Here is a 19,227-nt window from a genome sequence, read left to right as displayed (position 1 = left end):
AGATATTAGATTTATTTTTTAATAAATTAATTTTTAGCTATCACCATACATTTGTTTGAGGTTGTGATTATAAAAATCAAGAGCCTCACCATAGTCATACTTATCGGTTATAACTTCAATGTAAACACCTTTTGAATGCTCTCTTGCATTCTTTAGAGCATTAGCAAGTTCAAGCTCTGTTCGAACTTTAATAGTTAGCCAGCCCTTACATCCAAAAGCTTTGGGCAGTAGTGTATAGTTTAACTGAGCTATATCATCATAATTTGGGTCAGGATCTAACTCTAACGCTCTTTCGACCATAAAGCCATCGTTATTTATGCACAAAATAATAGGGTTTATTTTATATCTGCCCATCACTCCTAGTTCATTAAGTGTTAGTTGATGAGATCCTTCACCTGTAATTAGTATTGTTCTAGAATTAGGACTAGCTAATGCTACGCCAAGAGTAGCAGGTGTTGCCCAGCCAATAGAGCCCCATAAAGTTTGATTATGGTATTTAACACCTTCAGGTAATGGTAATTTTGGCATATTAAGTGAGGATGAACCTGTCTCTACCACAAGATTGTCTGTATTTTTTAAGAATTTTAAAATTTGGGAATATAGCACTTTAAGTGTTAAGTTCTCTTGAGTTATCGGAGTATCTTGTATAGTCATTCTAGAGTATTTAGGGCTATAGTTTATACTCTCAACTTTCTCTAGTAATGCGTCAAGAAGTTCGGATAAATAAACATCAGTTAGATAATTTTTCTTGTCTTCAACAAATAAAGGGCCTAAGTTCAGAACCTTATCTAAATCTAAATTATTAGTAAATCCAGAGGTGTTAAAGTCAGACCATAACGCGTCACCTAAATTAATAACAAGATCTGCATCTTCAACTATTTCAGCTGTATTTGTGTCTGATAATAAACCAGCATAGAATCCTATATAGTTAGGGTGTGCTTCAGATATCACACTCTTATCATGAGGCATAATGGCAAAAGGGATATTTAACTTTTCTATAAGTTTGGTAGCCTTTTCAGTTACTCCAAATCTATCTAATTTGACAGCAGGGATAGCAACAACTTTTTTAGCCTTACTTAGGCGTTCTAACACAAGGCTTACAGCTAACTCAAGCTGATGTGAGTCGGTTTTTAGATAATTACAGTCTATATTATCTGGTGTTATATCTGTTACAGGACGATTACCTCCACCCAGTGAGACACTTATATAAGCAGGCTTACGATATTTGAATGCTTCTGCTATCACTCTATTCATTTCTCTACGAGCATTTTCAGGAGTAATAACAGCTGAGACACAGGCTGCAGAAGCAGATAAATCAAAAAAATTTCCAAAAACACCATCACCTAGTGTGTGGTGAACTTGTTTTTTCTTTCCAACAGCAGCATCATTTGGGCTACCAACTAAGTGAAAAACAACTAAGTTTTCTGCTTTTGAACCCATGACACCGTTTAGAGCACTTAACTCACCGACAGCATAAGTAGTACACAAAATAGCAGCTCCATTAACTCTGGCAAAACCATCTGCGGCATAGCTAGCATTAAGCTCATTAGCATTTACGACATTATTAAGTTTTGGGTTGTTGATAAGTGCGTGATCTAGTGCAAATGCAAAATCTCCAGGTACTGAAAATGAATGATCTATTCCTAAATCGACCAACCTTGATACAACATATTCAGCCACATTAGTAGCGTCTTTAGCTGTATTAAAAACTTTTTTACCATTAATGTTTTTAGTCATAAATCACCTCTTATGCTCGAAATAAATTCTTAAACTACTTTCAGCATATCCTTTGTTTATAGGTATAGCAATAATTTATATTTGTTAGAAAAAAGAAAACTTGAATTAAGAAGTCATTTTAGAGAGACAAGGTGTTGCCAAAAATAATTAAGGTTCTTTTTTTGCAAAAGCGTATTTTTCGACTACTTCGCCGTTGATTAAATGCTTTTGAATAATTTCTTCTAATACCTCTGGCGTACATGAGTGATACCAAACATTATCAGGATGAACTACTGCAATAGGGCCATTTTGGCAAATTCGTAAGCAGTATGTTTTAGATCTATAGATATGACCATTTTGAGATAGGTTTAATTCTTGTAATCTCTTTTTTAAGTAGTCCCATGACTTTAGCGAAACTTCACCAGCACAGCATTTCTGTCTTTCCTGATCACAGCATAAAAAAATATGCTTTTGAATATTCTTTAAGCCTAAGTTATTAGATTTTGTTTCTAAAGGAATTGGCATTTTATTATCTCCGAATTTAGCTAATGTATTTTTATTAAAATGCGTTTAAAATTTATTTTGTAGATATTAACAAATATGGAGCTGAAATGGAAAATAACATTTCGAATGAAACTTTAGAAAAATTAGCTAAAGTGCATATAAAAGACATACAGAGTAAAAAGCGTTGGAGATTCTTTATTAGGATTATAATTATTTTACTTATTCTGATTATGATTGTGCCAGGGTTGTTTACATCATCAAAAGAGCTAACTTCGCATATAGCTTTGGTAAAAGTTCAAGGCGTTATTGCTACTGATTCAGAAGCTAATGCAGAAAGAATAAATAAGAGTTTAGATGATGCTTATGAAAGTAAATTAACAAAAGCAGTTGTTGTTGAGATAAATAGCCCAGGAGGATCGCCTGTTCAAGCAGATGATATATATATGCACATGAGATATTTACAGAAGAAATACCCTAAAATACCTATGTATGCTGTATGTACAGATGTTTGCGCTAGTGGTGGGTATTATATAGCTGCCGGAGCCAAAGAAATTTACGTAAATAAAATGACAATTACAGGCTCTATAGGTGTTGTTGGTAGTGGTTTTGGCTTTACTGGTCTAATGGATAAACTAGGTATCCAAAGGAGAACTTATACATCTGGTAGTAATAAAGATTTTTTAGATCCATTCTCACCAGAAAAACCTAGTCAAACAAAACAATTTGAAAAACTTCTTGATCAAACTCACCAAGTTTTTATAGATGCAGTTGAAAAGTCTAGAGGAGATAGATTAAAAGATAAATCTATGGCTACAACCTTTTCAGGCGCTCCTTTTAGTGGTATAGAGGCTAAGGAAATGGGTCTTGTAGATGGTTTTGCATCCATTGATCAGTTAAGAAGAGAAAAATTGAGCAATCTAGAAGTAGTTGATTATACTCAACCGTTAGATTTTCTATCAGCAGTATCTAATAAATTAGGTAATAGCGTATATTACAAAGCATTATCAGAGAGTAGCTTTAGTTTTAAATAAGTATTGAAACATAAAAAAACCATGACTATAATCGATAAGGAAAGAACAATAAAACTAAAAGATAAGGAAAAACTATGAAAAAAACAGTTTTAGGAGCAATGATTGCTGGTGGTTTAATGGTTTCTGCTTCAACAGCTATGGCTGGAGGCGTATGTTTTGCAAACGTTCAAGATATTTTTGAGACATCTCCTCTTGGAAAAGCAAAGGTGACAGCAGATCAGCAGAAGTTAAAGCCACAAATGGATAAGCTTAAGAAAACAATCACTACTTTACAGCAGAAAGTAAACTCATATACAGTAGAAAAAGATGATGTTGTTTCAGATGATGCTAAGGGTGATAAGTCTCAAGCAAAAACTGCTGACAAAACTGAAGACCAAGATAAGCAACAAGCACAAGCAGATCTTGAAAAAGCTATGCAACAGTATCAAGATCTAATGAATCAAGTTCAAAAAATGGCTTCAGATGATGCAGATGCATTTAAAGATGCGTTAACTAAAGCTTCGGGCGATGTTGCTAAAGATAAAGGTTGCGATGCTGTATTACCTGCTGAGATGAGTTTATATAACGTAAATGGCATTGATGTAACTAAGCAAGTTATCGCTAAAATGCAGTAATCTAAATAATAATATTCACCTTTCTTCAAATCCATCTATTTATTAAATTAAAAGCTTCTTTTTTTTAGATCTAAAGCTATGTATAATCTTTAGCTTATATTTAGAAATAATTATAAAAGACAATTAAAGTATGGAAAATTTAGGCTATTTTGTTTCACAAAACTTAGTGTTTTGTTTATCTTTTATCTTACTGTTAGTGATATATATAGTTTTTGAACTAACACAAACTAAGAAATCTCAATATTCATTATCTGTTGCAGATGCAGTAATGACTGTAAATAAAGGTAAAGGTGTGTATTTAGATCTAAGGGATCAAGAAGCTTTTGCAAAAGCTCATATTATAGGAGCGCAAAATATTCAGCTAGGTGAAATTGCACAAAAGCATAACAAGTTGGCTAAATATAAGGCTAAACCTATTGTGATCTATGGAGATAATGCTAAAAAAGCAATGCAAGAGCTACGTAAAGAAGGTTTTGAGCAAGTATTTGTACTTAGTGGAGGCCTAGGTGAATGGATGAAGGCTAGTTACCCAGTTAAATCATTAGCGAAATAAAAATTATTAAGGATCATTAAAATGGATCAACAACCACAATTTCAAATTCAAAAAGTTTATGTAAAAGATCTTTCTTTTTCTATACCTAATTCTGATAAAATCTGGGCTACAGCATGGAGACCGGAGCTACATACTGATTTAAAGGTTGATGCTGTAAATCTTCCAGAAGAAAATACTTATGAGAGTGTTTTAACTCTTGAAATAAGAGTTGAAAATGATGGGATGACTGCTTTTGAGATAGAAGTTAAACAAGCAGGTATCTTTACAGTATCAAATATGCAAGAAGAGCAAATTGAACATGCTAAAAAGGCATTTTGTCCTAATATTCTTTATCATTATGCGCGCGAAGCAGTTTCAGACTTAGTGCTAAGCGGAGGTTTTCCTCAGTTATGTTTATCTGCAGTGAACTTTGATGCTATGTACCAAGATTCTTTAAAAGAGTCTATGGATGGAAAACAGCATTAATATATAAATTAGGGATATAGTTATGAGTAAAGAAAAAGCTCTAGAGTCAGCTCTTGCCCAGATTGAGAAACAATTTGGTAAAGGTTCAGTTATGAAGCTGGGAGACCAGCAAGCTACTCATGATATAGAGGTCGTGCCATCAGGTGTTATAGCTTTGGATGTGGCATTAGGGATTGGTGGATATCCAAAAGGTCGTATAATAGAGATATATGGTCATGAATCCTCAGGTAAGACAACACTTACTTTATTAGCCATTGCTCAATGTCAAAAGCAAGGTGGTACGGCAGCATTTGTTGATGCTGAGCATGCATTAGATCCTAAGTATGCCAAACTTTTAGGTGTTGATGTTGATAATCTAATCGTTTCTCAACCAGACACAGGTGAGCAGGCTTTGGAAATAGCAGATATGCTTGTACGTTCTGGTGGTGTAGATATTGTAGTTATTGACTCTGTTGCAGCACTGACACCAAAAGCTGAGATTGAAGGTGATATGGGTGATTCTCATATGGGTCTACAGGCAAGACTAATGTCTCAAGCTTTGAGAAAACTAACAGCTAATATCAAACGTTCAAATACATTAGTTATGTTTATTAACCAAATTCGTATGAAAATCGGTGTAATGTTTGGTAATCCTGAAACAACAACTGGTGGAAATGCTCTTAAATTTTACTCGTCTGTGCGTTTAGAAGTTAGAAAGGGTGGTGCAATTAAAGACGGTACTGATATTAACGGTAACGAGATCAAAGTTAAGGTTGTGAAAAATAAAGTAGCTCCTCCATTTAAACAAGCAGAATTTGAGCTTATTTATGGTGAAGGTATTTCACTGGAAGCCGAATTAGTAGATTTAGGTGCAAAACATAATATTATAGAAAAATCTGGAGCTTGGTATAGCTATAAAGGTAAGAAGATTGGTCAAGGAAAAGAAAAGGCCAAAGATTATCTAAAAGAAAATACTCAAGAACGCGATGAAATTGAAAGAGCAATACTTGAGCTTTTATTGCCTCATAAATATGCACCACAAAACCCTGAATTAGCTACTCAAGATGAGCTTATCTAAAGAAAAAAACTATCTTCTTTACCTTCTTGCAAAGCAAGATTACTCACGAAAGCAACTTTCTGACAAACTCTATACTAGAGATAATATCTCATCACAAGAGATAGAGTCTTTACTTGATGAATTTGAGAAGAATAGGTGGTTATCAGATGAGCGTTTTGCTAGTGTGTTTGTAACAAGTGAGTTGTCTAAGCTTAGAGGTAAAAAGAGGATTGTAAATACTGCAGTTTATCAAAAAGGTTTATCTCAAGAGTTGGTTTTAAATGTTTTGGGTGAGCTGGATATCGACTGGTTTGGGTTATGTAAAAGGTGTCTACAAAAGAAATATAAAGATATAGATCTATTACAGTCTGATTTTAAGCTAAAACAAAAAGCTATGAGTTACTTAGCATATAACGGTTTTAGCTTTGATGAGATAGATTTTGCGATTAATGAATCATAGCGTTTATTAAATAAATATTTTGAAAAAAATAAAAAAAATATTTTAAACAACTTATAAGGTGAGTTTTTTTACTGTAAGCTGTAGTAGTGTAATTATATAAAGAATACAGGAGATCAAAATGGCCAAAGGAACGGTTAATAAGGTTATATTACTTGGAAGATTAGGTAATGATCCAGAAGTAAGAACTACGCAAAATGGTACAATGGTAGCCACTTTGAGTATCGCAACTAATGATGGTATGGGTGAAAATATAACTACAGAATGGCATCGTGTTGTTGTATTTGGTAAAACTGCTGAGATTATCCAAAGATATGCTAGTAAAGGATCTCAACTTTTTATCGAGGGTAGATTGCGTACTAATAAATGGCAAGATAAAAATGGTAATATGCAGTATACCACAGAGATCGTTGCTAATAGCTTCCAGTTTATTGGTGGTGGTAATGCTCAAGCTCAAGGAAATCCTAACCCTAATTATCAGCAAAATAATCAAAACTTTAATCAACAATCAAGTGGTAATTTCAACCAGAACCAGCAACAACAGCAGAAACAAAATGATATGCCAGATTTTGCTGAGATTAATTCATCTAACTTTGATGACGATATTCCATTCTAAGCTCATTATGAGATTTTGAATATAAATTAAAATGTAGGTTTAAATATGCTAAAAATTAAGTAGCCTACTAAAATAGAGTTATTTAAATAATATTTTAAAAGCGCCTTAAAGGATATAGACAAATAGTTAAGATTTAACTTTTAAAATTAAAAAATCTTGGAGTAATAAATGAAAAAAATTATTATGAGCATAATATTTTATTTAATGATGTTTTTTAGAAAACCATTTTTACTAATAGGTAAATTTATTGGTGGAATATTTTTTATAGGTTTTTTAATCGCTATTTTTTCAGGACCAACAAAAATGGTATTCATCTTTTTGATATTTAGTTTTATATTTTTTATGCTTTGTTACTTCTATGATATGATTTTATTAAAAATAAACCCCACAAGAAATGATTTATATTTGAGTCAATAGTATTTTTAAGTTTTCCACAAAAATAACTGCTGTATAATATAAATTAATTGCTATTCAATTGATAATCATTGTTTTTATGTCACATATATTAGTTTTAAATTGTGGAAGCTCATCTGTTAAATTTGCTCTTATTGACCCACAAACAGCAGAGTCTCTCTTAACAGGGCTTGCTGAGAATATTGGAAGTAAGAATTGTAAGGTTACTTTCAAATCTAAAGAGAAGTTTCAAAAAAATATTGAAAATGGTTTATATTCAGATATTTTCAATGAACTCAAAAAGTTTTTATCAGAGAACAACTTTTTAAAGAAAGTTTCTGCTATTGGTCATAGGGTAGTTCATGGAGGGCAATTTTTCTCAGAATCTGTATTAATTGATGATGACTCTTTACAAAAAATTAAAGATTGTATTCCTTTAGCTCCTTTGCATAATCCTGCTCATATTGAGGGTATTGCTTTTTGTAAGCAAATATTTCCTGGTTTACCTCAGGTGGCTGTTTTTGATACGGCTTTTCATCAGACTATGCCTAATTATGTTGCAGAATATGCGATACCAAGAGAGCTTACACAAGATCATAATATCAGAAAATATGGGGCTCATGGAACATCTCATAAGTATGTATCTCAACAAGCAGCAAAAATATTAGCTAAACAAAAAGCTAATGTAATAGTTGCTCACCTTGGTAATGGCTGTAGTATAACAGCGATTGCAGATGGAAAAAGTATTGATACTAGTATGGGATTAACCCCTCTAGATGGTTTAGTAATGGGGACACGCTCAGGAGCTATAGATCCAAGTATTTTTGCATATATCTCAGATAATCTTGGTTGGGATATTACTAAAATCACAAATACTCTTAATAAGAAAAGTGGTCTTTTAGGGATATGTGGACATAATGATATGCGCGAGGTTTCTGAACTAGCTGCAAAAGGAGATGATTTAGCAAAATTAGCTATAGAGATTTTTTGTCATAGAGTGACTAAATTTGTTGCTAGCTATATGGTTTATTTTGGAGATTTTGATGCACTTGTTTTTACTGGAGGTATTGGAGAGAACGCTGCTAAGATTCGTGAGAATATTATTTCAAAATTAAATAATATTGGCTTTGAAATAGATGTTGAGAAAAACGGTAAATCTGATTTATTTATCAATTCAGATAGTAGTTATAACATAATGGTTATAGCTACTAATGAAGAGTTGATGATAGCTCAAGATACACAAAAATTAATATAAGAGGATATTATGAAAAAATCTGTATTTATATTACCAACATCGAAGCACACTGGTTTGCGAGTTTTAGCAAATGGTTTGAGTTACTCGTTACAACAAAAGGGTCTTAAGGTTGGACTTTTTCATCCTATTTATGACATGGAGATGCCTGTTGAACAGATTGAAGTATATTTACTAAATGATCGTGTGAAAGATTATGTTGAGGTTGTTCTTAGTAAGTTTTATGAAAAGTGTAGCTCATCAGATTTTGTGATTATCTCTGGGTTGTTTAGGCAAGGAAGTAGTTCTCATAAGTTATATCCTATTAATGCTGTTGTTGATCAGCTAAATCTTGAAATTATAAAGGCGTTGAGCGCTGATGTTATAATAACATCGTATCATGGTAATAAACCAATGGCTGATATTAATGACGAATTGGATTACGCGGTCAAAGGGATTCCAAAGAAAATAAATATAATTGGTGCAATAATTACAAAATTAAATGCTCCGTATGATAGTGATGGTAAAGTTAGTTTTAGTTTGACAGATGAAAGTGCCGCAAACTACGAGCAGAAGCATGTGACAAGAGGTCAGCTTGAGCAACTACCTGTATTTGTGCAAAAGGGTTTGAGTTTAATAGGTGTTGTTGATTGGAATAAAGAAAGAACGTTTCCACGCGTTTTAGATATTAAAAATACTCTTAATTTAAATATTTTATCTAATGTAAGTTTAGAGGCTAGAGTTAAGAAAGTTATGATGTGCTCTAGAGGAGTTGATAATCTAGTAAATGATCTTACACCTAACTCATTAGTAATAACTTCGGCAGATCGTTCAGATATTTTAGTGGCAGTTTGTTTAGCTGTACAAAATGGTATGAAGATAGCAGGTATAATTTTAACTGCTGAAGAATATATCTATCAAAAACCCAAAGAAAAAGTAAAACAGCTATGTATTGAGACTGCTGAAAAAGCGGGATTTGCGATACTTACGACAAAAAATAAGAGTGTCAAAACTATTCTTAAAATAGCGGATATTGATTTAATAGGAATTCCTCTTGATGATAAAGAAAGAATTCAAAAGGTAAAAGAAGTTATTTCAAATTCATTAGATAGAGAAAGAATAATAGCTACATTGACATCTAAAGAGGTAAAGCAAGAGGTTATGTCGCCGCCAGCCTTTAGATATCATTTATTGAAGATGGCAAGAAAAGCTAAAAAACGTATTATCTTACCTGAGAGTTATGAACCAAGAACATTAGAGGCTGCTAAGAACTGTCATGAACAAGGATTGGCAGAATGTGTATTAATTGGTGATAGAGAAAAGATTAATAAAGTAGCAGAACTAAATGGTTTTAGTTTGCCTAATGACATTGAAGTTGTAACTATTGATGATACTGCTGAAGCTAAATATTTAGATACCTTGGTTAAATTACGTAAGCATAAAGGTTTATCTGAGAGTATGGCAAAAGATGCTCTTAAAAATCCAGTAATCGTTGCAACACTTATGCTATATCTAGGTGAGGTTGACGGTTTAGTATCTGGTGCTGAGCATACGACAGCAGATGTTTTAAGACCAGCGTTACAGCTTATTAAAACTAAGCCTAATGTTTCTCTAGTATCATCGGTATTTTTCATGTGCATGCCGGATGAGGTTGTAGTTTTTGGAGATTGTGCGGTAAATCAGGATCCAACTGCTGAGCAACTAGTTGATATTGCTATACAAAGTGCGGAATCTGCAAAAAAATTCAATATTGAGCCACGTATTGCGATGATAAGCTATAGCACCGGGAGCTCGGGTTCTGGAGCACAGGTTGAAAAGGTTAGATCAGCAACACAAATGCTTAAACAAAAAGCCCCTGAGTTATTAGTGGATGGACCATTACAATATGATGCGGCTATGATAGAAAGTGTAGCTAATAAAAAAGCCCCTAATAGTCCTGTTGCAGGTAAAGCAACTGTTCTTATATTTCCAGATTTAAATACAGGTAACACTGTTTATAAAGCTGTACAAAGAAGTGCTAATGTTTTAAGTGTAGGTCCAGTCTTACAAGGTATAAATAAGCCTGTTAATGATCTATCTAGAGGTGCTACTGTTGATGATATAACTTATACGATTGCAATTACTGCTATTCAATCTATATAATTTTCCTTATAAGAGTCTAAAATAACATAGTAGTTATGAAAAAAGTTTTTTTAGTTTTATTGGTTATAAGCTTATCAGGTTGTATAGGTGTTACTTTTAATCAACCTAGTAATAGCAATAGGTATGCAGCAGCAAGATATTAGAGTACTAAGATACTAAGATGGAGAAAATTATGAATAAACTACTAAATAGAGTTTTACAAAAGTACTCATATTCTGGGGAAAATAGTTTTGAGTTAATCAATCCAGCTACAGGTGAGATTTTATGTCAGCTTGAAAGTAAGAGTACACAACATGTTAGAGATAGTATCTTAGTTTCTAAACATACTCAGAATGTTTTTAAAGAAAAGCTTGCTATTGATAGATCAAAGATTTTATCTAGGTGGTATGATTTAGTTATTGAAAATATTGATTATTTAGCAGAGATTATCACATTAGAAAGCGGTAAACCGTTGACTGAATCAAAAGGAGAGGTTCAGTATGGGGCAAATTTTATTAGATGGTATGCTGAAAAGGCAAATAGAATTGATTCACGAGTATTTGACCCTAATATCAAAGATGCTGAAGGCCGTGTTGATTATCAGCCGGTGGGTGTAGTAGCCGCGATAACTCCATGGAATTTTCCTCTTGCTATGGTTACACGAAAAGCAGCACCCGCTATTGCGGCAGGCTGTAGTGTGATATTAAAACCAGCTGAGTTAACACCGCTAACGGCATTTGCAGTTAAAGAGTTGTTGGTAGATGCAGGAGCAGATGAAAATTTATTACAAGTCATATGTGGTGATTCAAAAACTATAGGTAAAGAGTTTCAACAAAGTAGCATAGTTAGAAAGATAACTTTTACAGGCTCAACAAGAGTAGGCAAACTTCTTATGCAACAAGCAGCAGATACCGTCAAGAAAGTATCTCTTGAGCTTGGAGGAAATGCGCCTTTTATAGTATTTGACGGAGCTGATTTGGAAAAGGCTATACAAGGACTTTTAGCTTCTAAGATTAGAAATGCTGGTCAAGTTTGTATCGCACCAAATAGGGTTTTTGTACAGAATTCTATTAGAAAGGATTTTGTATCAAAGCTTAAACAAGTAGTTATGGGGCTTAAGCAAGGTAATGGTTTAGAGCAAGATGTAAAAATAGGTCCTTTAATTAATAATGCTGCAGTAGAGAAAGTTCTATCACATGTTAATGATGCTATTAAAAAAGGTGCTGAATTAGTTTGTGGTGGTAAGGTGAACTTAGAGCTAGGTGGTAACTTTTTCGAGCCAACTATTTTAGATAATATGCAAGATAATATGGTTGTTAGTTGTGAAGAAACTTTTGGTCCTGTTATTGGTATTTTTGGTTTTGATTCAGAAGATGAGGTTATACAACGATCAAATAATACAGTATATGGTTTAGCGAGCTACTTCTTTAGTAGTGATATGAACCAGATAAGAAGAGTTAGAAATGCTCTTGAATATGGTATGGTAGGTATAAACTCAGGAGCTATCTCTAGCGAAAAAGCACCATTTGGCGGAATTAAAGAGTCTGGACTTGGTAGGGAAGGGTCTGATGATGGAATTTATGAATTTCTAGAGGCTAAGTATAGTTTACAAAGTTTTATTTAATATTATAATTTAATGATTATTTATTAAACTACTCTGAACAGGAGTTTTGTCTTGCGAGCTAGATCTATTATAGTTTCAAGTGTTGGTAGTGCTTTTGAAACATTTGACTTTCATATATTTGGCTTATTTGCTTTTCAGATATCAATGTCACTCTTACACCAAGAATCACTAAATAGTTCACTTATTTTAATTTTTGCTATTTTTGGAGCTGGATATTTTGCTAGACCAATTGGCGCGATATTTTGGGGCAACCTTGGTGATAAATATGGCAGAAAAGTACCTTTTAAATGGACGGTTATTTTAATAGGAATATCTTCATTAATAATAGCTATATTACCAAGTAGTAACATTTTAGGTATATTTACTCCTTTGATATTAGCAGCATGTCGACTAATTCAAGGATTCTCTTTTGGAGGTGAGTTAACAGCTGCGGTATTATTAGTTAATGAACAGTCATCAACTAGACGAAATTTCTTTACTTCAATAGTTATATTCTGTGCCACTTTTGGTATGATTTTAGGATCAATAGCATATTTCTTGCTCAGCCTTGTACTAACAACAGAGCAGTTTTTTGCCTATAGTTGGCGTTTAGCTTTTGGCTTTGGCGGTGTTGCGGTACTTTTTAGTTATTTCTGGCGCTCATCAATTGATGAAACTCTAACCCCTGATACAGATGAGCCAAGAGGTTTAGTTTTGATAGAACTGCTGAAGAATCATTTGGGATTGTTCTTACGATCCATATTAACAATATCATCTTGTACAGTATTTCTGGCTATGTTTATTGTATTTCTACCAACGTATTGTCAAAAGTGTCTAGGTTTAGATAAAAATATAACATCAACTTATGTGCTAGTAACTATAGTTGTATATGCCATATCAGTTCTAGTAGGAGGATATGTTGCTGATAAAATTGGTAATAAAGCTACTCAATGTATTGGGATAGTATTAGCTATAGTATTGCTTGTGCCTTTAGCTGTAGCACTAATTTTAAAAATATCTTTAGTTTGGACTATAGTGCTTATAGTTCCTTTTGCCTTTGTAAATGGCTTGATTAATGCTAATTATATGTGCGTAGTACTAAATAGGTTTAAGAAAAGTCGTAGGTTTAGTGGTTTAGCTATTACACAAAATTTAGGTATGGCAATATTTACTGGAGGTCTACCGATATTGTTTGCTTATTTAGCTATTGACCTAAAGATTTTAACCGCACCTTTTTATATATTGGTTATAATATATATTATCTCTTTACTCTCATTATTTGATAAGAAATAAAAAATAATAAAATTAGCTGTAAATTCTTGTTTATTCTATTAAAGATGTGTAGAGTTTTAAATATAGCGCTGATTTACTTCAAATTGCGAGCGCTTTATAAGTCCTGCTAAAGCGAACATTTCTTCCATAAAGTCTTGTAATCGTTTTAGTAGGAAGCTTTTTGCTAATATTCAAAAAGTTTGTTTATTAATTAAAACGTGGAGATTTCCAAAGTGAAAAAAGAAAATCTACTTGAGAGACTTGATAAAGGTCCCGTAATCTGTGCAGAAGGTTTCCTATTTGAAATAGAACGTCGTGGTTATTTAGCATCAGGTGAGTTTGTGCCGATGGTATCACTTGAGCATCCTGAGGTTTTAGAAAGCCTACATAGAGAATTCCAACATGCTGGTTCTGATATTGTTGAAGCATTTACATATAATGGCCACAGAGAAAAACTAAGAGTTATTGGTAAAGAACATTTGCTTGAGCCATTAAATAGACAAGCCTTAAGAATTGCAAAGAAAGTTGCTGATTCAACACCAGAAGGTCTAAAGCCAAACTTATTAGCTGGAAATATTTCTAACTCAAATATTTGGAAGCAAGGGGATCAAGAGTCTCAAAAAGAAGTTAAAAGAATGTTTAATGAAATGATTGGTTGGGCTGCTGAAGAAGGTGCGGATTTACTAATTGGTGAAACATTCTACTATGCAGAAGAAGCTTTTGCTGCTTTAGAAATCATGAAAAAAGCAGGTTTACCTTGTGTAGTTACAATAGCTCCATTTGGTGAGAATGTTATGCGTGATGGTTGGAGTATTGTAGATACTTGTAAAGAATTAGAGCAACGTGGAGCTGATGTGGTAGGGATGAACTGTTTCAGAGGGCCTCATACAATGCTTCCTGATATAGAGCAGATTCGTAAAGCTGTTAAATGTCATGTTGCGGCATTACCTGTTCCTTATAGAACTACAAATGAGCATACTACATTCTTTAACCTACCAGATGATAATGGTTGTGTTTGTGGTGCTCCTCATGGTAGAACATTCCCAACAGCACTAGATCCTTTATATTGTAACCGTTATGAAATTAGAGATTTTGCTAAGAAAGCGTATGATTTAGGAGTTAATTACTTAGGCGTATGTTGTGGTGCAAGTCCTATGTTAATTAGAGAAGTTGCTGATGCTGTTGGGTTACAGGTACCAGGAAGTAAGTACTTAGAAAAAATGGAAAACCACTTTATGTATGGTACTAATAAACGTACAGCAAAGCATATGCAAGAGTATGGTGATAAAGCATAAAAAAGTAATAAACTAAGTTAAAAAGCGCTGATTTATTTCAAATTGCGGGCGCTAGATAAAACCTGCTAAAGCGAAAACATTATTAATATTGTTCTCATCGTTTTAGCAATTAAAAATTATGGGAGCAAAGATATGACCATTATAAATTCTAAAATTGATACTCTAGCTGTTCATGCAGGTAATCCAGGTGATTCAGTAACAGGTGCTGTAACAACGCCTATATATACTTCTTCTGTCTATCGTCAACAAAGTCCAGGCGGTGAAAAAGCTTTTGAATATGGTAGAGTAGGAAATCCTACTAGATCTAGTTATGAGCAGGCTGTTGCAGAGTTAGAGGGTGCAAAAAAAGGCTATGCTTTTTCATCAGGAGTTGCTGCAATTAATGCGGTATTAGATATTTTGGGAGTAAATAGTCATATAATAGCAACTGATGCATTATATGGTGGAACTTATAGATTGTTTGAAGAGGTTAAAAAATACTCATCAGGTCTTCAAGCAACATATGCTAACCTAAGTGATTTAGATAGTTTAGAAGAAAACCTTAGAGAAAATACTAAAATGGTATGGGTTGAAACACCATCTAATCCGTTATTAAGAGTAGTTGATCTAAGAAGATTAGGTCAGTTTTGTAAAAAGCATGATCTAATACTGGTTGTTGATAATACCTTTGCAACTCCTTATAATTTAAAACCTATCTCTTTTGGTGCAGATATAGTTATTCATTCAGCATCAAAATATATAAGTGGTCATTCTGATGTGATTAGTGGAATTGTTGTTGTAAAAGACAATGATGAATTAATTGAAAAGTTAGATCTTGTTCATTTAGCTGGAGGAGCAGTATCTAGTCCATTTGATAGCTTCTTAGCTACTAGAGGACTAAGAACATTGGCTCTAAGAGTAAGACAACATAATTATAATGCTTTGACCCTAGCAAAATGGCTTGAGCACCATGAACTAGTTAAGAAAGTATACTATCCAGGATTAGAAAGTAGTCCAGATCATCATCTTGCAAAAGAGCAAATGAAAGGTTTTGGTGGGGTTTTAAGCCTTGAGCTAAATGGTAGTGATAATTTAGCTAAAGCATTCTTAGAAGAGCTAAAGCTATTTGCTATAACAGTGAGTGCTGGAGGAGTTGAAAGTTTATCATCAATTCCTGCTTTAATGTCTCATTCATCAATCCCTAGAGAGGTTAGACTTGAGCAAGGTCTAAGTGATGGTTTAATTAGGCTTTCAATAGGTATAGAAGATGTTGAGGATCTTAAAAATGATATAGAGCAAGCTCTTATAAAGGCAACAACAAGGGAGGGCAATATAGATGTCATTGACTACAACCAAGCAGTCTAAATACCCTCAAGGAATGGTTTATCTTTTCCTAGCTGGTCTATGGGAGAGATTTAGTTACTATGGAATCACAGCATTATTAATTCTATATTTATTCAAGTTTTTTGATATATCTGATGCTAAGACATACCTTATCTATGGTGCATATGCTTCGATGGTGTATGGTACTCCGATAGTTGGGGGTATTATTGCGGATAAGTATATTGGTCAATATCGTTCAATAATTATAGGAGCTTTATTAATAGCTTTAGGACATTTTGTAATGATTATTCCAAATACTCAGCATATATATTTCTTTTTAGGATTAAGCTTTGTGATTATCGGTACAGGCTTATTTAAACCTAGTATCGGAGCTATAACAGGAACACTTTTTACAAATACTCAGTATAAGAGAAATGAAGGTTTCACTTTACTATATATAGGTATGAATATCGGAGCTATAACAGCGCCGATAGTTTGCTCATATATAGCTGTTACAATTAGTTGGAATCTAGCATTTGGTATTGCCGGATTAGGTATGTTAGCCGGGCTATTAATATTTATAAAAGGTTCAAAACATTATAAAGATATTAAACAAAGCACAAAACCCATAGCAGAGAAATATCTATTTGCAGGAGCAATAGCTATAGGTTTGGCTGTCTTGATAGGCTTTATTTTTGTTTTACTTGCTTATCCTATTTGGGCGAGTAGAGTTTTATATCTAATAGGAGCAATTACATTACTAATAATTCTATACTTTGTGAGAATCTCGGAAGCTAATGATAGAAGTAGGATATATATCACGGTAACGTTAACAATTTTCTATATGATATTTATGATCTTGCTACAACAAAGTGGTGGAATGATGAATGTCTTTACAGAGAGAAATGTTAATAGAGTAATATTTGGATTTAGTATCCCAGCTAGTGCGTATCAGTCTGTAGAGCCTTTCTTTATAATTCTTTTTGGCCCTGTATATACTTACTTAAGTCGTAAATATGGAACAAATCCATATACGTATCCAACTAAATTTGCTAAAGGATTATTTATAATGGGATTCTCGTTCTTTATTTTGGTTGTAGCTATTCCTTTGACGGCTAAGAACGGTATTATTTCATCATGGTGGATAAATTTAAGTTATCTTTTTGAAGCTCTAGGTGAGCTATTTATAGGTCCAATAGGCCTAGCAATGGTGAGTATAGTATCTCCTAAAAGAATGGTAGGCTTTTTTATGGGCGTATGGGTTTTGAGTTCAGCTTTTGCTAATTTCTTAGCAGCAAGTTTTGGGATATTAATTAGTGGTCATGGTAAATCAGCGACACTTCCTCCTATTGAGACAATACATACCTACTCAAAAGCATTTGGCTATTTTACTCTGCTTGGATGTGGTGCTGCAGTTATTTTATTTATCTTATCACCGTACTTAAATAGAAGACTCAGACAGCTAATAGCATGATCTCTTTAGTCACTACGTTTTAATGTATATAGATCTTTACGTCTATCTCTTAGGTTTTTAACACTACCAAATTGGTTAAGCTCACGTAAAAGATTAATATCAACATCAACAATTAAAATCATCTCAGTATTTGGAGTTGTCTCAGCTTTTATCCCTGTAGCTGGGAAAGCAAAATCACAAGGTGTAAATACCATTGATTGAGCATATTGGATATCCATATTATGTACATTGGGTAGGTTACCAACACTACCAGCAATAGCAACATAACACTCATTCTCAATAGCTCTTGCTTGAGCACAGTTTCTAACTCTAGAGAAGCCATTTTGTGTATCTGTTAGGAAAGGGACAAAAAGAATATCCATACCATCTTCAGCAAGTATTCTACTTAGCTCTGGAAACTCTGAATCATAACAAATTAGGATACCTATTTTTCCACAGTCAGTATCAAACACTTCTAGTTTACTACCTCCTTGAAGCCCCCAAACCATAGCCTCATCAGGTGTTACATGAAGTTTCTCATATTTTTCTACTGTACCATCTCTACGACATAGGTAACCAACATTGTATAGTCGCTCACCTTTCATCTCTGGCATGCTTCCTGTTATGATATTTATATTATATGTAACGGCAAATTCAGAAAATTTATCAGTGATAAATTGGGTGTGTTTTGCAAGTTCTCTAATTGCTTCAGGTTCTGATAAATGATTATTTTCCGCCATCAATGGAGCATTGAAGAACTCTGGGAATAATGCAAAATCAGATCTGTAGTTTGATACTGCATTTACAAAATACTCAGCATGTTGCATTAGTTCATCAAGACCTTTATATGGTCGCATTTGCCATTGGATTAATCCTAAACGAACATCTTTTTTAATAGGGGCGGCTTCTTTCTGCTCTTCTTCATAGTAGATGTTTGTCCATTTTAGTAGAACAGCATAATCATTAGATTCAGTATCTCCATCTAAGTATGATTTGATAATCCTAACTGGCTGAAAATCATTACTTAATTGGAAACGTAGAACAGGGTCGTGTAGTTCTTGTCTTTTAAGTTTATTTATATACTGTTGAGGCGACATTTTATCAGCATATTCATGATACCCAGGTATTCGACCACCAAAAATTATACTTTTTAAATTTAATCTTTCACATAAGTCTTTTCTATAGTCATATAATCTACGTCCTAAACGCATACCTCTAAATTCAGGTTTAACAAATAGATCTATACCATATAAAACATCACCATTATCATCATGGGTATTGAAGGTGTCATTTCCAGTTATCTTTCTATATGTATGCTTATGGCCAAACTTCTTATAGTCTACAATAATTGATAATGCACAGCCTGCAAGTTGATCATTAACTTTTATAACAACTTGACCTTCGGGGAATTTCTTTATCAAAGTGTTTATTTCATGGTTTTCCCAGTATGGGTTTCTGACATTGTTATAAACCTCAATCATTGCTTCTTTAAGCTCTTGATAGTCATCTAAACTTAAAAAGTCTAACTTAATATTTTCTATGTTTTGCATGTTCTATAAGTTCTA

General features: G+C 33.4%; 18 protein-coding genes. 15 read left to right on the top strand and 3 right to left on the bottom strand.

From position 1 onward, the window contains the following. Window positions 1-33: 33 nt before the first annotated feature. Together F3D62_RS05325 and F3D62_RS05320 are read right to left on the bottom strand one after the other, a co-directional pair. A complete protein-coding gene (locus tag F3D62_RS05325; protein WP_150467213.1) occupies window positions 34-1,737 on the bottom strand; it encodes an alpha-keto acid decarboxylase family protein in 1,704 nt (567 codons plus the stop codon). A 147-nt stretch (window positions 1,738-1,884) separates the two neighbouring features. Beyond that, complete coding sequence (locus tag F3D62_RS05320; RefSeq protein ID WP_150467212.1) at window positions 1,885-2,241, bottom strand: (2Fe-2S) ferredoxin domain-containing protein; 357 nt, start codon at window positions 2,239-2,241, stop codon at window positions 1,885-1,887. Between the two features lie 86 nt (window positions 2,242-2,327). Here F3D62_RS05320 and F3D62_RS05315 point away from each other — a divergent pair, with 86 nt between their 5' ends. The 15 genes from F3D62_RS05315 (at window position 2,328) to F3D62_RS05245 (ending at window position 17,683) form a co-directional block, all read left to right on the top strand. After that, window positions 2,328-3,251, top strand: a complete 924-nt coding sequence (locus tag F3D62_RS05315; RefSeq protein ID WP_150467211.1) for a S49 family peptidase — start codon at window positions 2,328-2,330, stop codon at window positions 3,249-3,251. 74 nt (window positions 3,252-3,325) lie between these two features. After that, window positions 3,326-3,865, top strand: coding sequence for an OmpH family outer membrane protein (locus tag F3D62_RS05310; protein ID WP_150467210.1), 540 nt, complete (start codon window positions 3,326-3,328; stop codon window positions 3,863-3,865). A gap of 130 nt (window positions 3,866-3,995) precedes the next feature. After that, window positions 3,996-4,418, top strand: a complete 423-nt coding sequence (locus F3D62_RS05305) for a rhodanese-like domain-containing protein (protein WP_150467209.1) — start codon at window positions 3,996-3,998, stop codon at window positions 4,416-4,418. Between the two features lie 21 nt (window positions 4,419-4,439). Beyond that, entirely contained in the window at window positions 4,440-4,883 is a 444-nt protein-coding gene (secB, locus tag F3D62_RS05300) for a protein-export chaperone SecB (protein ID WP_150467208.1), read from the top strand. A gap of 22 nt (window positions 4,884-4,905) precedes the next feature. After that, window positions 4,906-5,940 carry a recombinase RecA gene (recA, locus tag F3D62_RS05295; RefSeq protein ID WP_150467207.1) on the top strand — a complete coding sequence of 345 codons (1,035 nt, stop codon included), beginning with the start codon at window positions 4,906-4,908 and terminating at the stop codon, window positions 5,938-5,940. After that, window positions 5,927-6,379, top strand: a complete 453-nt coding sequence (locus F3D62_RS05290; protein WP_150467206.1) for a regulatory protein RecX — start codon at window positions 5,927-5,929, stop codon at window positions 6,377-6,379. Before recA ends, F3D62_RS05290 begins: the two co-directional genes overlap by 14 nt. Before the next feature lie 118 nt (window positions 6,380-6,497). Continuing rightward, complete coding sequence (locus F3D62_RS05285) at window positions 6,498-6,992, top strand: single-stranded DNA-binding protein (protein ID WP_150467205.1); 495 nt, start codon at window positions 6,498-6,500, stop codon at window positions 6,990-6,992. Between the two features lie 168 nt (window positions 6,993-7,160). Beyond that, window positions 7,161-7,409: a hypothetical protein gene (locus F3D62_RS05280; protein ID WP_150467204.1), complete on the top strand. Its 249-nt coding sequence runs from the start codon at window positions 7,161-7,163 to the stop codon at window positions 7,407-7,409. Window positions 7,410-7,485: 76 nt separating this feature from the next. After that, the gene (locus F3D62_RS05275; RefSeq protein WP_150467203.1) at window positions 7,486-8,640 is read left to right on the top strand and encodes an acetate/propionate family kinase; all 1,155 of its coding nucleotides are present in this window, start codon (window positions 7,486-7,488) and stop codon (window positions 8,638-8,640) included. Window positions 8,641-8,649: 9 nt separating this feature from the next. Beyond that, window positions 8,650-10,758, top strand: a complete 2,109-nt coding sequence (pta, locus tag F3D62_RS05270; RefSeq protein WP_150467202.1) for a phosphate acetyltransferase — start codon at window positions 8,650-8,652, stop codon at window positions 10,756-10,758. A 172-nt stretch (window positions 10,759-10,930) separates the two neighbouring features. Next, window positions 10,931-12,361, top strand: a complete 1,431-nt coding sequence (locus F3D62_RS05265; RefSeq protein ID WP_224732645.1) for an NAD-dependent succinate-semialdehyde dehydrogenase — start codon at window positions 10,931-10,933, stop codon at window positions 12,359-12,361. 51 nt (window positions 12,362-12,412) lie between these two features. After that, entirely contained in the window at window positions 12,413-13,633 is a 1,221-nt protein-coding gene (locus F3D62_RS05260) for an MFS transporter (RefSeq protein WP_150467201.1), read from the top strand. Between the two features lie 212 nt (window positions 13,634-13,845). Further along, entirely contained in the window at window positions 13,846-14,907 is a 1,062-nt protein-coding gene (locus tag F3D62_RS05255; protein ID WP_150467200.1) for a homocysteine S-methyltransferase family protein, read from the top strand. 132 nt (window positions 14,908-15,039) lie between these two features. Next, window positions 15,040-16,251: a trans-sulfuration enzyme family protein gene (locus tag F3D62_RS05250; RefSeq protein ID WP_150467199.1), complete on the top strand. Its 1,212-nt coding sequence runs from the start codon at window positions 15,040-15,042 to the stop codon at window positions 16,249-16,251. Then, window positions 16,223-17,683, top strand: a complete 1,461-nt coding sequence (locus tag F3D62_RS05245) for a peptide MFS transporter (protein ID WP_150467198.1) — start codon at window positions 16,223-16,225, stop codon at window positions 17,681-17,683. Before F3D62_RS05250 ends, F3D62_RS05245 begins: the two co-directional genes overlap by 29 nt. A gap of 5 nt (window positions 17,684-17,688) precedes the next feature. On the opposite strand, the gene F3D62_RS05240 is transcribed toward F3D62_RS05245, so the two are convergent. Next, on the bottom strand, window positions 17,689-19,212 hold the full coding sequence (locus F3D62_RS05240; protein WP_150467197.1) for a bifunctional GNAT family N-acetyltransferase/carbon-nitrogen hydrolase family protein: 1,524 nt from the start codon (window positions 19,210-19,212) through the stop codon (window positions 17,689-17,691). Between the last annotated feature and the right edge of the window lie 15 nt (window positions 19,213-19,227).

Origin of the sequence: Francisella sp. SYW-9 (assembly GCF_008711465.1) — a bacterium.
In the GTDB taxonomy this organism is placed as follows: Bacteria; Pseudomonadota; Gammaproteobacteria; order Francisellales; family Francisellaceae; genus Francisella.
This window is presented reverse-complemented; position numbering and strand designations above follow the sequence as displayed.

Bases quoted from the DNA above. Each gene is read 5' to 3' on its own strand.
- F3D62_RS05285 (WP_150467205.1), top strand. From the start codon at position 6,498: ATGGCCAAAGGAACGGTTAATAAGGTTATATTACTTGGAAGATTAGGT.
- recA (WP_150467207.1), top strand. From the start codon at position 4,906: ATGAGTAAAGAAAAAGCTCTAGAGTCAGCTCTTGCCCAGATTGAGAAA.
- F3D62_RS05315 (WP_150467211.1), top strand. From the start codon at position 2,328: ATGGAAAATAACATTTCGAATGAAACTTTAGAAAAATTAGCTAAAGTG.
- F3D62_RS05325 (WP_150467213.1), bottom strand. From the start codon at position 1,737: ATGACTAAAAACATTAATGGTAAAAAAGTTTTTAATACAGCTAAAGAC.
- F3D62_RS05310 (WP_150467210.1), top strand. From the start codon at position 3,326: ATGAAAAAAACAGTTTTAGGAGCAATGATTGCTGGTGGTTTAATGGTT.
- F3D62_RS05320 (WP_150467212.1), bottom strand. From the start codon at position 2,241: ATGCCAATTCCTTTAGAAACAAAATCTAATAACTTAGGCTTAAAGAAT.
- F3D62_RS05240 (WP_150467197.1), bottom strand. From the start codon at position 19,212: ATGCAAAACATAGAAAATATTAAGTTAGACTTTTTAAGTTTAGATGAC.
- secB (WP_150467208.1), top strand. From the start codon at position 4,440: ATGGATCAACAACCACAATTTCAAATTCAAAAAGTTTATGTAAAAGAT.
- F3D62_RS05305 (WP_150467209.1), top strand. From the start codon at position 3,996: ATGGAAAATTTAGGCTATTTTGTTTCACAAAACTTAGTGTTTTGTTTA.
- F3D62_RS05280 (WP_150467204.1), top strand. From the start codon at position 7,161: ATGAAAAAAATTATTATGAGCATAATATTTTATTTAATGATGTTTTTT.
- F3D62_RS05275 (WP_150467203.1), top strand. From the start codon at position 7,486: ATGTCACATATATTAGTTTTAAATTGTGGAAGCTCATCTGTTAAATTT.
- pta (WP_150467202.1), top strand. From the start codon at position 8,650: ATGAAAAAATCTGTATTTATATTACCAACATCGAAGCACACTGGTTTG.
- F3D62_RS05265 (WP_224732645.1), top strand. From the start codon at position 10,931: ATGAATAAACTACTAAATAGAGTTTTACAAAAGTACTCATATTCTGGG.
- F3D62_RS05250 (WP_150467199.1), top strand. From the start codon at position 15,040: ATGACCATTATAAATTCTAAAATTGATACTCTAGCTGTTCATGCAGGT.
- F3D62_RS05245 (WP_150467198.1), top strand. From the start codon at position 16,223: ATGTCATTGACTACAACCAAGCAGTCTAAATACCCTCAAGGAATGGTT.
- F3D62_RS05290 (WP_150467206.1), top strand. From the start codon at position 5,927: ATGAGCTTATCTAAAGAAAAAAACTATCTTCTTTACCTTCTTGCAAAG.